Origin of the sequence: uncultured Slackia sp., from assembly GCF_944321625.1 — a bacterium.
GTDB lineage: Bacteria > Actinomycetota > Coriobacteriia > Coriobacteriales > Eggerthellaceae > Slackia.
Genome location: NZ_CALUMA010000050.1, coordinates 1 through 12,622 on the forward strand (window position 1 = coordinate 1; position 12,622 = coordinate 12,622).

The 12,622-nt window shown below is 60.8% G+C and carries 13 protein-coding genes and 2 tRNA genes; 13 read left to right on the forward strand and 2 right to left on the reverse strand.

Features of this window, described 5'->3' with window-relative positions; all coding sequences use genetic code 11:
- Nucleotides 1–304: 304 nt before the first annotated feature.
- From Q0J60_RS04815 to Q0J60_RS04870, 12 genes are all read left to right on the forward strand, one after another.
- Nucleotides 305–2,086, forward strand: a complete 1,782-nt coding sequence (locus Q0J60_RS04815) for a hypothetical protein (RefSeq protein WP_294439105.1) — start codon at nt 305–307, stop codon at nt 2,084–2,086.
- A 92-nt stretch (nt 2,087–2,178) separates the two neighbouring features.
- Entirely contained in the window at nt 2,179–4,131 is a 1,953-nt protein-coding gene (locus tag Q0J60_RS04820) for a hypothetical protein (RefSeq protein ID WP_294439106.1), read from the forward strand.
- A 6-nt stretch (nt 4,132–4,137) separates the two neighbouring features.
- Nucleotides 4,138–5,763, forward strand: a complete 1,626-nt coding sequence (locus tag Q0J60_RS04825; RefSeq protein WP_294439107.1) for a Sel1-like repeat-containing protein kinase family protein — start codon at nt 4,138–4,140, stop codon at nt 5,761–5,763.
- A gap of 128 nt (nt 5,764–5,891) precedes the next feature.
- Nucleotides 5,892–7,118: an OmpA family protein gene (locus Q0J60_RS04830; RefSeq protein ID WP_294439108.1), complete on the forward strand. Its 1,227-nt coding sequence runs from the start codon at nt 5,892–5,894 to the stop codon at nt 7,116–7,118.
- A 108-nt stretch (nt 7,119–7,226) separates the two neighbouring features.
- Nucleotides 7,227–7,658: a hypothetical protein gene (locus tag Q0J60_RS04835; RefSeq protein ID WP_294439109.1), complete on the forward strand. Its 432-nt coding sequence runs from the start codon at nt 7,227–7,229 to the stop codon at nt 7,656–7,658.
- A 15-nt stretch (nt 7,659–7,673) separates the two neighbouring features.
- Nucleotides 7,674–8,054, forward strand: a complete 381-nt coding sequence (locus Q0J60_RS04840; RefSeq protein WP_294439110.1) for a hypothetical protein — start codon at nt 7,674–7,676, stop codon at nt 8,052–8,054.
- A 3-nt stretch (nt 8,055–8,057) separates the two neighbouring features.
- Nucleotides 8,058–8,612, forward strand: coding sequence for a hypothetical protein (locus Q0J60_RS04845; protein WP_294439111.1), 555 nt, complete (start codon nt 8,058–8,060; stop codon nt 8,610–8,612).
- A complete protein-coding gene (locus tag Q0J60_RS04850; protein ID WP_294439112.1) occupies nt 8,605–9,408 on the forward strand; it encodes a hypothetical protein in 804 nt (267 codons plus the stop codon). Before Q0J60_RS04845 ends, Q0J60_RS04850 begins: the two co-directional genes overlap by 8 nt.
- Nucleotides 9,409–9,779: 371 nt before the next feature.
- The gene (rnhA, locus tag Q0J60_RS04855) at nt 9,780–10,271 is read left to right on the forward strand and encodes a ribonuclease HI (protein WP_294439113.1); all 492 of its coding nucleotides are present in this window, start codon (nt 9,780–9,782) and stop codon (nt 10,269–10,271) included.
- A 110-nt stretch (nt 10,272–10,381) separates the two neighbouring features.
- A tRNA-Cys gene (locus Q0J60_RS04860) sits at nt 10,382–10,455 on the forward strand.
- 5 nt (nt 10,456–10,460) lie between these two features.
- Nucleotides 10,461–10,536, forward strand: a tRNA-Gly gene (locus Q0J60_RS04865).
- Between the two features lie 48 nt (nt 10,537–10,584).
- The gene (locus tag Q0J60_RS04870) at nt 10,585–10,953 is read left to right on the forward strand and encodes an MGMT family protein (protein WP_294439114.1); all 369 of its coding nucleotides are present in this window, start codon (nt 10,585–10,587) and stop codon (nt 10,951–10,953) included.
- Nucleotides 10,954–11,079: 126 nt separating this feature from the next.
- Here the strand turns inward: Q0J60_RS04870 and Q0J60_RS04875 are convergent, their stop codons facing one another.
- A complete protein-coding gene (locus Q0J60_RS04875) occupies nt 11,080–11,427 on the reverse strand; it encodes a HigA family addiction module antitoxin (RefSeq protein WP_294439115.1) in 348 nt (115 codons plus the stop codon).
- On the reverse strand, nt 11,402–11,623 hold the full coding sequence (locus Q0J60_RS10520; protein ID WP_367178789.1) for a type II toxin-antitoxin system RelE/ParE family toxin: 222 nt from the start codon (nt 11,621–11,623) through the stop codon (nt 11,402–11,404). Before Q0J60_RS10520 ends, Q0J60_RS04875 begins: the two co-directional genes overlap by 26 nt.
- Nucleotides 11,624–12,293: 670 nt before the next feature.
- Here Q0J60_RS10520 and Q0J60_RS04880 point away from each other — a divergent pair.
- The coding region (locus tag Q0J60_RS04880; protein WP_294439116.1) for a signal recognition particle receptor subunit alpha at nt 12,294–12,622 on the forward strand (329 nt) is incomplete at its 3' end.

The following is a 12,622-nucleotide window of genomic DNA, read 5'->3' on the forward strand; positions in this document are numbered from 1 at the left end:
AGGCCGCTCCCGCTCCGCAGCAGCCCGCCCAGCCGCAGCAGCCGGCCCAGCCCCAGCAACCCGGCGCGGCGCCGCAGCCTGCTCAGGAGGCGCCTGCACGGGAGCAGTCCTACGAGGTGCCCGAGAAGTAGCGCAGCGTAAAACCGTTTTGGTGTTTATGGCCGTTCTTGCCGTCCAGGGCGCGAGAGCGGCCATTTTTGCATGCAGGGCTTGATTCCTGTGCGACAATAAAACGCGTAAAGAATTCTGGCGTGCGGAACGTCGGGCGCTTTGCCGCCGGGCCGTTTGTGAGAGAAGGATGCGCATGAAGACGCCGTTGCATACGCTCAAATCGGAGCTTGGATCCAAGTCGAGGAACAAAGATGGATTCAACTTCGGCATGTCGCTGTGGGAAACGCATGCCGAGCGGTGGTGGAATGAGTACCTGGCGGCTCTCGAGGCCGTCAGCCCGCGCAACCGCGAACGCGCCGAGGAGGCCGCCCGCAAGAGCGCGGCCGAGAAGCTTTCGCGCGATGAGTGGGTGTACCTGCTTCTGGTGGACGGCTTCTTCGAGAGGGAAGACCTGGATTCCGATACCGCGACCCGTGCCGCCGTCATCAATATGCGCATGAACAAGCCCATGTCCAGGACCCACGAACACGACCTTTTCGAGACGCGCCAATTCGGCGCCTCGTTCAATGACCTGCCCAACCCGCGTCTTGTGCGCGTGTCCGACATTCCTCATAAGCTAGGGGCGGTGGATTGCTGGGGCGACAACCGCGGCGGCGATGCCGGATGCTTTCGGCCGTTGCGCACCGCCGACGCCAAGCTGCATCCCGGCTGGGCCGTTGCAGGTCGCCACGCCGCGCGCATCCTGTTCGAACGCCAGGCGACGCAGGGCCCCGAGGGTGCGAGAAAGGCTTTCGATGCGCTGCGCTCGTTCTGCAGCGCGATGATGGATTCCATCGCGGAATCGAGCGCCGTGAATCGGGCGGCAAGCGTGAGCCAGGAGGCAATGCCGCTTAGGCACCTGCTTGACCAGGAGCTTTCGACCGCCCCCAGCGTGAGCGACGCGTATGTGCCTGAGTTCTACGAGAACGTGATGACGGGCTTCCTTCTGGCGGCGGTCCACGGCGCGGGAGCCGTGTACGATTACGGCCTGATTCAGCGGCGCCGCAACCCGAATACGGTCGATTCTTTTGAAACGCTCATGTACGATCCGAAGTTCCAGCTGAACTGCGTCAAGTCGTCCAAATACGTCGCGACCGTATACCTGGTGGATTCCAATACGCTTGCGCCCCTTTCCATGGTGCGCACCGTCGATCTTGATCCCTCCTTCAAATACGCTGCGGGTCGTGCGCCTTCCATCCCGGAGGGCGAAAGCTCAGAGGCGTGGCGCTTCCTGTTCTTGCCGGGCGATGACTCGGTGAGCCGTCACATGCTCTCGCTCGCATACGACGTACAGCACGGCGTGTGGGTGGCTACGCGGCCGGAGAACGCATCGCGCGGCTGGTATTTCGGCGGCCCCGCTGCTTCGACCGCGGATTTTTTGGCATGCCGCAAGGGCGAGTCGGTTGTTCTAAAACCCGGCTCCCGCATCGTGGTCAGGCGCATATCGGGCATGGTCGATTCCATGGAGTTGCCCAGCATCATGGTGGTGTTCTCGTACAGCTATGACCTGCTCGACGGCGGCAGATGGGGGCGCGATGCCCAGGTCAGGGAATTCTTGAGTGTCGATGCGCGTGACATCTGGCTGAACGCCTTCAAGGGGGATCGCCACCCGCTCTATGTCCCGAAAGACGCGAATCTTCTCACCCAGCAATGGAAGGAATACGGCGGGGACGAGCGGCTCATCAAGCGGTGGAACGGCTATTTCGACGCGGCGCGCGCGTTTCTGGCCGAAGCCGTCGACATGGATGACGACGCGTTCCAGGACGCGGATGAGCAGATGAGGCTGCAGGAGTATCGCGACCTCATCCTCAAGATGGCGAAGAAGGCGGCCAGCATTCTGAATAAGGATGCCATCCGCTCCAACGCCGACCTGGATGCCCTGTTCGACTACTCATGCAGGCTTCAGAAATGGGTCGCCGACACCAAGAAGCGGTAGCGCGGCACAAGGCGGCGGCGCAGCGCGGCGATTGCGTGATCGCTCTGCGTCATCGGCGTCAGGATTGCATCGATGAAGGGTGATGATGTCTCGTGAATGAAGATGCGAATGGCGCACGTCCCACGGCATTGTGGGGTCCGGAAACGCTGTCGTCCTTCGACGCTCAGTCGTCGACGGCCTCTGCCGACGGCTTCACGGAGCCTGTCGAAGGCTCCCGCTGTACGTTCGCGGTGGCGGATTGCGCATCGCCTGATCTTTCGGGCGCATCGGCACTGACGTTTGGTATCGCGGATCGAACCGGGCAGGGTGGCATGTCGGGCACGTATGCTGCCGTCGTGCATGCTGACGACGCTTCTAAGCTGCAGCGCCTCGAAGGAAAGACGGTTCTCCTGAAGATAGCTTCCTCCCAGCGGGCGGCGGAAAACGAATGGCGCCACCTCAAGGAGTTTCGCTCCCTTTCCGCGTTGCCTGAACCGTATTTCCTGCTCACGGGGCATGACGAACATGGGGTTGAGCGGTATGCCATAGCCATGGAGCTGCTCCAGGGCGAAACGCTGGCTTCATGGGCGCAGCGCTGGACGGACAAGTTCGGCTGCCCACCGGCGGTGGAATACGTGATTGACGCTCTTTCTCCGGTGCTCGATTTCATCAAGGTGGCTTCCACAGCGCGGCCGCCGCTTGTGCATCGCGACATCAAGCCCACGAACATCATCGTGCAGCAGCTGCCGGGCAAGAAGCCTGCGTGCAGGCTCATTGACCTGGGTATCTCGTATCGTACGGATGTCTCAAACGATGGCATTTTGCCGGGAACCCTTTCATCTCCGGGCACGTGGGGCTTTGCGCCTCCTGAAGTCATGGAGCATCGCACGTCGGGCGCAGGAGGCGTTTCCGAGGTATTTAGCGACCCGCGCATCGACACGTTCGGTTTGGCGGCGACGCTCTACAGCGTTCTGTCGGGAAAAACGTACGCGTACCATTGGGACGGCGGCTTCGCCTTGGTCCATTGGTGGGATCAGCAGCACCGGTTTAGTCTCTACGACAATCTGCGCAGCTACCTGTGCGCACACAGCGCGGTTATCCCTGATATTCGTGTGGCGACTGACGCTATCCAAGCTGCTATCGATGCAATCGACGCCGATATCATGGATGCGCTCGGCAGGGGGCTTTCCGACAACGCTTCGAAGCGGCCTCTTCCGGGCGAATTCATCGACGAGCTACGGCGGTGCTGCGTCGAGAGCAAAAGGGGAGCGGTCTTCTCCTCTTCGGGCTATCATAAGCTGCTGGAGGAGAAGATGGACAGCGAGAAAGCAAAGCTCCCTCGCTACGTCATGCCGGCGTCCGACCCGGATGAGGTCATGGCGCTCGACGAGTTATGCAACGTCCCCGTTAAGGGCATGGCCAAGATACGCATGGGCAAGGCGGTTGACCAGTGGTGCCGCGCCCGTCAGCGCGAAGAAGAACTGGCTTATCTGAGGGACGATTATGTGCGCTCGAGTGTTTTCGCCGAAAACCCTGATTCCGCCAAGAGACAGATTGGAGAGCAATCCGCGAAAATCGAGAAGGAATTGCAGGGCCTCAAGGACCTTGCGACCGGCGCCCTGAAGGACTTGGCGAAGTTTCCCAGCCCGCCGAAATACCCCCTCTGCCATCTTCTGTATGGCTTCTGCCTGAAAGATTGGAATTATCTCGGGACCATGGACGATGTCGTGGCCCATTGGATGTGTGCAGCGGACGGCGGTTTGACGTTGGCCATGTACAACGTCGGCGTATACTACGAGCATTGTCGCTACGGCAAGGGCGCTGACGACTACCTCAAGCGTGTGACGGACGCAAAATACTGGTACGGCCTGGCGCTTGAACACGGGTTCGAAGACGCGCGGCCGCGCTACGAGGCGATGCGCGCTGAGGAGAATGCGCAAAGCCTTACGGATATGTGGCTCGAGGGCTCTCGCGAGCAGCAGGTCGCTGCGCAGCGGGAGGCGCTCGAATGGAAGCGCAGCGGCGTAAAGGGAAAGTTCGTTCGCTGGGACGATAAGGGTGAATAGGCGTTCATGGGCCAAATAGCACGGCAGACAGTCAATGCGACCTGGGCATATCCCGAAGACCAGCCCGTCACCACGCTTCCAGCGGGCGGGCCGCCGCATGCTGCGTACGAAGCGGGGGAGGACATTCTGCTGCGCGTGCGCGACGCCGCCTCTGCCGAGCTGCTGCTGGTGGACGAAGTCGTTATCCATGTGGTGCGCCGCATCACGCGCGGCGGTATGTCGGGCACCTACGAGGCGTGCATCGATGCCGCCAAGGGCGAGGTGCCTCGCGAGCTTATCGGTCTGTGCGTCGTGCTCAAGGTGGCCGACTCCGATGAGTTCGCCGCCAACGAGTGGGGTCATCTGCGCGAGTTTCGCCATATGTCGGTGCTGCCCGAGCCGTATCTTTTCGGCACGGCGACCGTGTTGCACGAAAACGAGCCAGCGATCGGCGAAGGCCGTCGCGCCATCGTGATGGAGTTCATCGACGGTGTCGATATGGCGGTATGGGCGCAGGACTGGCAGCGTGAGGTGGGCACTCCGCCTCCTTTGGAGTCGGTGCTCGACGTGATGAACCCCGTGTTCGATTTCATCAAAGTGGCCTCGACCGCGCGACCGCCGCTCGTGCATCGCGACATCAAGCCCGAGAATCTCATCGTGCAGAAGACGCCGGCAGGTTCCCGGTGCCGCCTCATCGACCTGGGTATTTCCGGTCGCGTCGATGCGAGTGCGGGTGGCTTCGACATCGTGGGCACGCGCGGGTTCGCGCCGCCCGAGGTGTTCGACCTGTATGCGTCGCATCCTGCCGACGATCCGCGCGTCGACACGTTCGGCCTCGCGGCCACGCTGTACAGCGTGCTCTCCGGCTCGGTGTACGACTACAGCTGGCGCGGCGGTTTTCCCATCGCCCATGACGACGGGCTTCGGGCGAGGCTCCACCGCCGCTTGACGGCGTCGCTTTCGAAGACCTATGGCGTGCGGGTCGATTCTCGTACGGTGGAAAGCGCCATTCGGCTGGCGTTCGAAAAAGTGGATGCGGAAGTGATCGAATCCATTCGCTTGGGTCTTGCGCCCAATCGCGATGATCGGCCGCTTCCGGGCGATTTTGTCGACGACCTTCCGCGCTTGCGCATGCGGTCGCTCCTTGAGCTGCATGCGGCATCGGCGTATCCGGCGCTGGTGGCGTCCGGGAGTCTCGCTCACGCCTCGCGCACGAATCAGTTTGTTGAAACGGGCCTGGATATCCAGAATTCGACGCTTTCCGATGCCGTCCGCTATGATGGATTCGCCGAGGACTTTGTCGCTTGCATGGACGCGTGGAATCGCGGGCGCTATGACGAAGCGGTACCCCTTTTGCGCAAGTTAGCCGACGCAGGCGACGTGACTAGCCAATATAATTTAGGAATCTGTATCCGCGATGGACTGGGCGGGGCGCAGGGCACGCCCGCCGAGGTGTTCTGGCGCTGGACCAAGGCTGCCGAAGAGGGGCATATCGTAGCCATGTACAACGTTGGCCAGTGCCTGGAGCACGGGTATGGAGTGCCGGAAGGCAGCGGCGGCATGGACGTCGCGCGTAAATGGTACGAGCGTGCCGCTGCACAAGGCTTTCCGCTCGCCGTAGAGCGCCTGCGCCAGATTGGGAATGCCCAGTAGGCTTCGCGCGCCCGCGAACTCCTTCTTCTACTTCGGTTTTGCGCAAAACCTTGCCAAAAATGCGCCCATTCGCCCTTCGTGAGACTCTTACCACGTCGAAATCTACCGGCGTGAGAAAGGGGCGCACGATGAAGAAGGTGCGAGAACGATTATTGGTTTTGGCGAACCGGGTGCTGCTTGCCGCGGCGCTCGTGCTGGTGGCCTGGTGCGCCATCACCACGCTTGCGGGATGCTCGAATGAAGAGGCGAGCGGTGCCGTCCAGCCTGAATCGGCCGCTTTCGTGGTGGGCGCGCATGCGAACGCCCCGCTTCCGAAGTCCGATTGCGCGAGCGACTATATCGCCAAAGCGGTGGACACCAACGGCTACATCGAGGTCATTTCCGCCGAAGGCGAGCCGCGCAGCGCGGTGTCGGGCGCCATCGTGGGATCAACCGCCAACACCGAATCCAAGCGTGCGCAAGAGAACGAGCAGTGGAAGGCCGCCTTGCCCGGCTACCTTTCCGATGTGCGCGCCCAGACCGCCGAGGTGGATACCCTCGCGTCGATTGAGCTGGCCGCCCGCGCTCTGTCGGAAGCGCCCGGCACGCATAGCATCGTGGTCATGGACAGCGGCCTGCAGACGTCCGGTGCCCTCGACTTCACGCAGGGGGCGCTCATCGATGCCGATGCCTCTGAGGTCGCCGTATGGCTTGCCGACCACAGCGAGCTGCCTGACCTGACCGGAATCCAGGTGGATTGGTACTACTTGGGCGATGTTGCAGCACCCCAGGAGGATTTAAGCCCTGCGCAGCGCGATAACCTCCGTTCGATCTGGCAGGCGATTCTTGAAACCGCGGGCGCGCAGGTGGCGTTTCACGACACCACGCCTGCGTCCGATGCGGCGGAAGGCTTGCCCGAGGTGAGCGTGGTCGACCTGCCCGAACGTGCCGCCATGCCCGATTCTCTGACCGCCGGCGAAACCGTGCAGGTCGAGCTCACGGAATCCGATGTCAAGTTCCAAGGCGATTCGGCGGAATTCGTCGATGCCGGCCAGGCGCGCGATGCCGTGGCGGACTGCGCCGAGCTGATGGCCGAAAACGGGAACGCCACGTGCCTGGTGGAAGGCACGACGGCGTCGGCCGATCCGACTCAGGGCGATGAGGGGGAGCAGTTCATCCAGGAACTCTCTCAGGCGCGAGCCGCCGCCGTGGCGAACCTTCTCGTCGAGGCAGGTGCCGATCCTGACGCTATCGAAGCGCGCGGGTGCGGCGACGACCACCCGTCTCACGTATCCGACCGTGACGATGCGGGCAAGCTCATTCCCTCTCAAGCTGCTCAGAACCGCAAGGTGATCATCACCATCTCCGCTGCATAGCCCTTTCTCCGATGTGCCGAAGGATGGCGGCGCCGAGCCCTGAAAACGTATCGGGTGCGCCGCCATGAAGGCGCGAATACCAAGCATTCCATAGAAGGGAGGCCTCGCATGGCCGACACCAATAACGATTCGACGACGTTCTATCGTTCGAGGACGCGTCCGATTGTCATCATGAAGGCGACGCTCAAGGGCTATCGCGATGGGTTCCAGGGGCGTCCGGTGAAGCTTGCCGACGGTATGCTCGATTCCGAGTACATCCGCGCGACGCTCGCCCATTACGAGCAGGACCTTTCTGCGAACTGGTCGTACTGCATCCCCAAGGTCAACGAAATCGAAGCGTCCATTGCGCTGTGTGACCAGGAGCTTGGCGTGCTGCGCCCCCGTCTGGAGGCGTTGCAGCAGGAGAGGGAGCGCATACGCGGAGCCTTCGACCCCAAGGCGCGCAAGACGGGCGAGGAGAACCTGGACAACGAGCTCGTGGCGTCCAGACGCAGGGCGGATCGCAAGCGCGAGCTGAATCCCGTTCCGAGGCAGATCTAGGAAGTCGAAAGCCGCGTGGAGACACTCGGGCGGCAACTTTGTGGGCTTCGCAACCGCGTCAAGGAAGCCGAGAGCGTCACAACCCTCCACTGTAACTGTCTGGTCAACGAGTGCGACGAGATCCTTTCCCATTACGTTCGCGCCGCCTTGCGCGCGATGAAGAACCCCATCGACCCGCCCTGGACCCTGCCGCGCGTGAGGCTCGACGGGCAGCGACTGTACGTTGCGGGCCGTTCGGGAAGGGCGCTCGACAACACCGAGGTGGTTTGTCCTTCGCGCGGCATCGCCCTGTATGAGGGGTCGGTTCCCGTCTCCGCGCCGGCATGGGAGCGTGCGAACCCGGCTTCGGAGCGCCAGGATTCATCGAGTGATTCATCGGAAGGGAAGGTGGCATAAGCCATGTTTGCACGGTTAGCACGGCGGAAAGGTCTGTCCGGATCCAAGGGCGCGAGCCATGCGCGCGGATGCAGCGCCATCGGGCTTGCGGGCGTGAGCGATGTCATGCCGCTTGACGCGATAGCCGGCGAGTACGAGATGCCTGACGTGGAGAGCTTCGAGGCCAAGATGATGCAGAAGGTGGAGGGGCTTATCCAGGCGGGCGCGCTTGATGCTGGCAACGGCGAGGCGCTTGACGCGCGCATCGACATGGAACTCGAACGCGTATGCGCGCGATTCGGGCGCCAGCATGCCGAGAACGCGGTGATGCTCGACCGCATAGAGGCGTCGCTCCAGGCTCGCCTGCGCGAAATCGAGGTGCGCCAGGACGATGTTGCCGAGCGCTTGAGCGGTGCGCGCGATCAGGCGCTAAAGATGCGCGGGCGAACGGGCGCAGCTGAGCGTGCACGCCCTGCAGCGGCGGATTCCGCTTCGGCGGCGTCGCCTACGGTCGTTCGCATCGCTCCGCGTATAGAGGACGAGCCTATCCAGGACATGAGGGAGGCAAGCAATGCCTAGGACCGCAAAGAACACGCTGTCGAGAATCGACTCGGGCCGCAGGAAGGCGGCAGGCACAAACCGCCCCGTCTGGCTTCGCGCATCGCAGGCCGCTCTCATTCTTCTGGTGTGCGGCGATGCGGCGCTCCTGTACAGCTGTGCCGTGAAGGGGCTCGACGACGATTTCCTTCCTATCCCCATCACAATCAGCGTGCTGATGGGATGCGTGCTCCTGCCTCACCTGCTGGGGCGCTATTCCAAGCGCATGCGCGCCGAAGGCAATCCCAAGGGCGCTATTGTCGCTGCTGCAGGCATGGCGGTGTTGTTCGTGGCGCTGGTGGCCGCGGTGACGTATTTCCGCCTTGCGGGCGATATCTCGCTGTTTGCCGGCTCGGCGGCCACGGAGGTGGCGTCGGCCGACCTTTCGGCCATCGGGTCGCAGGTGAGCTCATCGGATATGGGCAACCAGATCGCCATCACCGTGCTGATGAGCGTGATGCTCGTGGTCACGGCGACGTGCAGCTTCTTCTGCGCGTCGTGGGATGATGGCCAGCGTGAGGCCGACGAGCGCGTGCTCGCGTTCCAGGAGCTTTCCGACGGCATGCAGGGCGATCTGGTCGAGTTGCGCAAAGGCGTGGAGAACGTGCAAAGCCTGCGCGCCGCCGACGCCGCCGCCTACGAGGCCGCCGTGCGCGAGGCCAAGGCGTCGTTCGGGGCGGTGAAGGCCGACGTGCGCATCCGCCTCGAGCAGGCGCTGGCGAGCCCTTCGGCGACCTCGCGCCTGCAAGGTCCGGTGCCCGATGCGCCCGTGGTGTAGACAGTCCATGTTTAAGGCTTTGTGCGCCGAATAGGTCTCGAGTTGCATGCACGACGTGCGCAGACAGCTCATTCGCCCATGCCTGCCGGGTGTTGGGTTGGACCTGCATGCGCGGCGTGGTTTGGACCGCATCCCCGCAATCCCTCCTTCTGCAATGAGCGACCCTGCTAATGTCGGGGTCGCTTTGCTGCATCCATATGCATTGGTTTCTTCTTATGAAACGGTGGACTCAACCAGAGGCACCGTACGCGCTGTGATACCATCTCTATTCGCCCGCTTAGCGGCACTGCACGATATCTGCTTTTTCATCGGCGGTCCGTTGTTCTATTCCCTTTTGCTGGCTTCGTTATTTGATCATGAGGAGTCTCTTGATGCACGTGAACATATATACTGATGGGGCGTCACGCGGCAATCCGGGTCCGGGCGGCTACGGTTCAGTGCTCCACTACACCGATCCCGCCGGAAAGCTTCATGTCAAGGAGCTTTCGCAGGGGTACGAACGCACCACCAACAATCGCATGGAGCTTCTGGGCGTGATCGTGGCTCTGGAGGCCTTGCGAAGGCCGTGCGCCATCGATCTGTACTCCGATTCGAAGTACGTGGTGGACGCGTTCAATCAGCATTGGGTCGATGGCTGGCTCAAGCGCTGCTGGAAGAACGCCAAGAAGGAGCCGGTGAAAAATCCTGACCTCTGGAAGCGCCTCTTGAAGGCCAAGCAGCCCCACGACGTGACATTCCATTGGGTGAAAGGGCATGCGGGCCATCCCGAGAACGAACGCTGCGACGAGCTCGCAACGTCGGCCGCCGATGGGGAAGGGCGCATTGTCGACGAGGGGTTCGAAGCAGGCGAGGGCTTGTTCTAGTGTGCGGCGTTGAGGTTGTGAACAAGTCTTCAAATTTCTTGAGATTACCCCTTGCACCCTGCGAGCGACTTTAGTATTATATCTCCCCGCGCAACGCGAAGCGTTGAATCGGCGAGATGGCCAAGTGGTAAGGCAGGGGCCTGCAAAGCCCTCACCACCGGTTCGAATCCGGTTCTCGCCTCCAATTATGCGGACATGGCTCAGTTGGTAGAGCATCACCTTGCCAAGGTGAGGGTCGCGGGTTCGAGCCCCGTTGTCCGCTCCAGAATTGTCAGCCCCTCTTCGGAGGGGCTTTTTCATATCAAGGGGTCTTATGGGCGATTTTTCCGATAAGGTTTTTGAGCAGGTACGGCGCATCCCAGAGGGGAAGGTGTCCACGTATGGGCAGATCGCACGCCTCATCGGCAGTCCTCGTTCGGCGCGGTATGTCGGGTGGGCGCTTCGCGGAAACACCGAGCCCGTGAAAACGCCTTGCCATCGCGTGGTCTTCAAAGACGGTCGCCTTGCTGAAGTGTATGCGTTCGGCGGCGATGGCGTGCAGCGTGAGCTTCTCGAAAAGGAAGGCGTCCGGTTCGTTGATGCCGATCATGTGGATATGGCGGCGTGCCTGTGGAACCCTGAGCTTGACGAAGCGGGACGACCGACCGATATCGACTGGGACCGCGAAATGGGGGACGTCTAATAGGTTTACGTCCAAAGCTGCGCCAGAATTCGCAGACGCGCTTCGCGATCTTGCGGCTTAAGAATGTCGCTTGCAATAAATGGCTGGGTCTCAAGTGAAGCTCGGCCATTTTATTTGGGTACCCGATTAAAAGTTTGCGGCAATGCTTTGCCACGGGCGAATCTTTTTGAGCTCGGGCTCGAGCTTGCGCCGGGCGACCTCGGTGTCATAAGCCGCCTGGGCGCGAAGCCAGTATCCGTCGCTCAATCCAAAGAACCTGCAAAGGCGTAGATCGGTGTCAGCCGTGATAGAGCGTCGTCCAAGTACGATTTGTCCGATTCGCTGCGCAGGAATGCCCGTTTCTTTTGCGAGGCGGTACTGGGATATGCCCATGGGTTCGAGAAACTCTTCTTTCAAGATCTCTCCGGGAGTTATGGGCGGGAGAAGCGAATCAATGCCCTGATTGCCCTCAGTGGTAATCGACGATTTCGACATCGTAAGCGCCTCCGCCCTTCCAGACAAAGCAAATTCTGTATTGATCGTTGACCCTAATGCTATGCTGCCCAAAGCGGTCACCCTTCAATGCCTTGAACCTATTGCCATGAAGTATGCGCAGATCAGATAGTTCACTGGCGATTTCTAGTTGGCGAATCTTTCTGCGCGCGACACGATCGACGGGCAACAATCGCACAGGTTTGCCTTCACTCAGCAAGCAGCGTCTTTGTCTTTAAAGCTGTAAATCATAGTAACGCCTCGCGATAGTAACGTCAAGCGATATTACTGCCATCTTGTCTATTGCACGATACACTGGGCGCGGAAAGGCTGTGCGTACTGCAAAGTATTCTTTTGTGGCGAGGGGGCAAGTGCAATGTTTGCAGGTGGCCAATTTCTTATGCCGCTGGACAGAAGGAAGCGGATTCGTGGACGTTTTTTCGACTTTACCGGGAATTTGACTCCAAGATTTAGCGAGATGGGGTTCGTTCGGCTTGTTCGGAGGGAATTTCGGGCTTGCTTCGTGCATGCAAGAACAAAAAACCTGGTAAATACCCTAGCTAACTTTTCATTGACTTGTTGAAGTTCCGGGAAAATCGAAAAAACGTCCACGAATTGCGGCTCGGCTGTCCATGATGGTCGGCATGCAGCATATCTGGCTGGGCTCTAACAACTTGCTCCATGATGTTTCCGAATTGATGATGGGTGATTATGCCTATTGCGGCGGCGGCTCCTATATAATCTTTCGCTGTGTAATAAGCGGCCGTGATGTGACGCTGCTGGGTCGGGATCGATTCCAGCTTCGGATACGTGAGGCGCGTAGCCGAACCAACGCGCGGCGCACGGGCCGAGTAACGATAGGAGCATGCATGTTCGACAGCCTTTCCGACCGTCTTCAGGGTATTTTCTCGGGCCTGAAATCTAAGGGCCGCCTGACCGAGCAGGACATCGATTCCGCCATGCGCGAAATCCGCATGGCGCTGCTCGAGGCCGACGTGAACTTCAAGGTGGTCAAGAGTTTTATCAAGTCTGCCAAGGAGCGCTGCCTTACCGCCGAGGTCATGGACTCGCTCACGCCTGCCCAGAATGTCATCAAGGTGGTGCTTGACGAGCTAACTCGTCTTTTAGGTGAAAACGACGCCAAGCTCACGCTTTCCAGCCGCATTCCTAACGTGATCATGCTGGTGGGCCTGCAGGG

Excerpts from the sequence above, each read along its gene's own strand:
- Q0J60_RS04815 (WP_294439105.1), top strand. The coding sequence starts at position 305 with ATGAAGACGCCGTTGCATACGCTCAAATCGGAGCTTGGATCCAAGTCG.
- Q0J60_RS04825 (WP_294439107.1), top strand. The coding sequence starts at position 4,138 with ATGGGCCAAATAGCACGGCAGACAGTCAATGCGACCTGGGCATATCCC.
- Q0J60_RS04830 (WP_294439108.1), top strand. The coding sequence starts at position 5,892 with ATGAAGAAGGTGCGAGAACGATTATTGGTTTTGGCGAACCGGGTGCTG.
- Q0J60_RS04835 (WP_294439109.1), top strand. The coding sequence starts at position 7,227 with ATGGCCGACACCAATAACGATTCGACGACGTTCTATCGTTCGAGGACG.
- Q0J60_RS04845 (WP_294439111.1), top strand. The coding sequence starts at position 8,058 with ATGTTTGCACGGTTAGCACGGCGGAAAGGTCTGTCCGGATCCAAGGGC.
- Q0J60_RS04850 (WP_294439112.1), top strand. The coding sequence starts at position 8,605 with ATGCCTAGGACCGCAAAGAACACGCTGTCGAGAATCGACTCGGGCCGC.
- rnhA (WP_294439113.1), top strand. The coding sequence starts at position 9,780 with ATGCACGTGAACATATATACTGATGGGGCGTCACGCGGCAATCCGGGT.
- Q0J60_RS04870 (WP_294439114.1), top strand. The coding sequence starts at position 10,585 with ATGGGCGATTTTTCCGATAAGGTTTTTGAGCAGGTACGGCGCATCCCA.
- Q0J60_RS04875 (WP_294439115.1), bottom strand. The coding sequence starts at position 11,427 with ATGTCGAAATCGTCGATTACCACTGAGGGCAATCAGGGCATTGATTCG.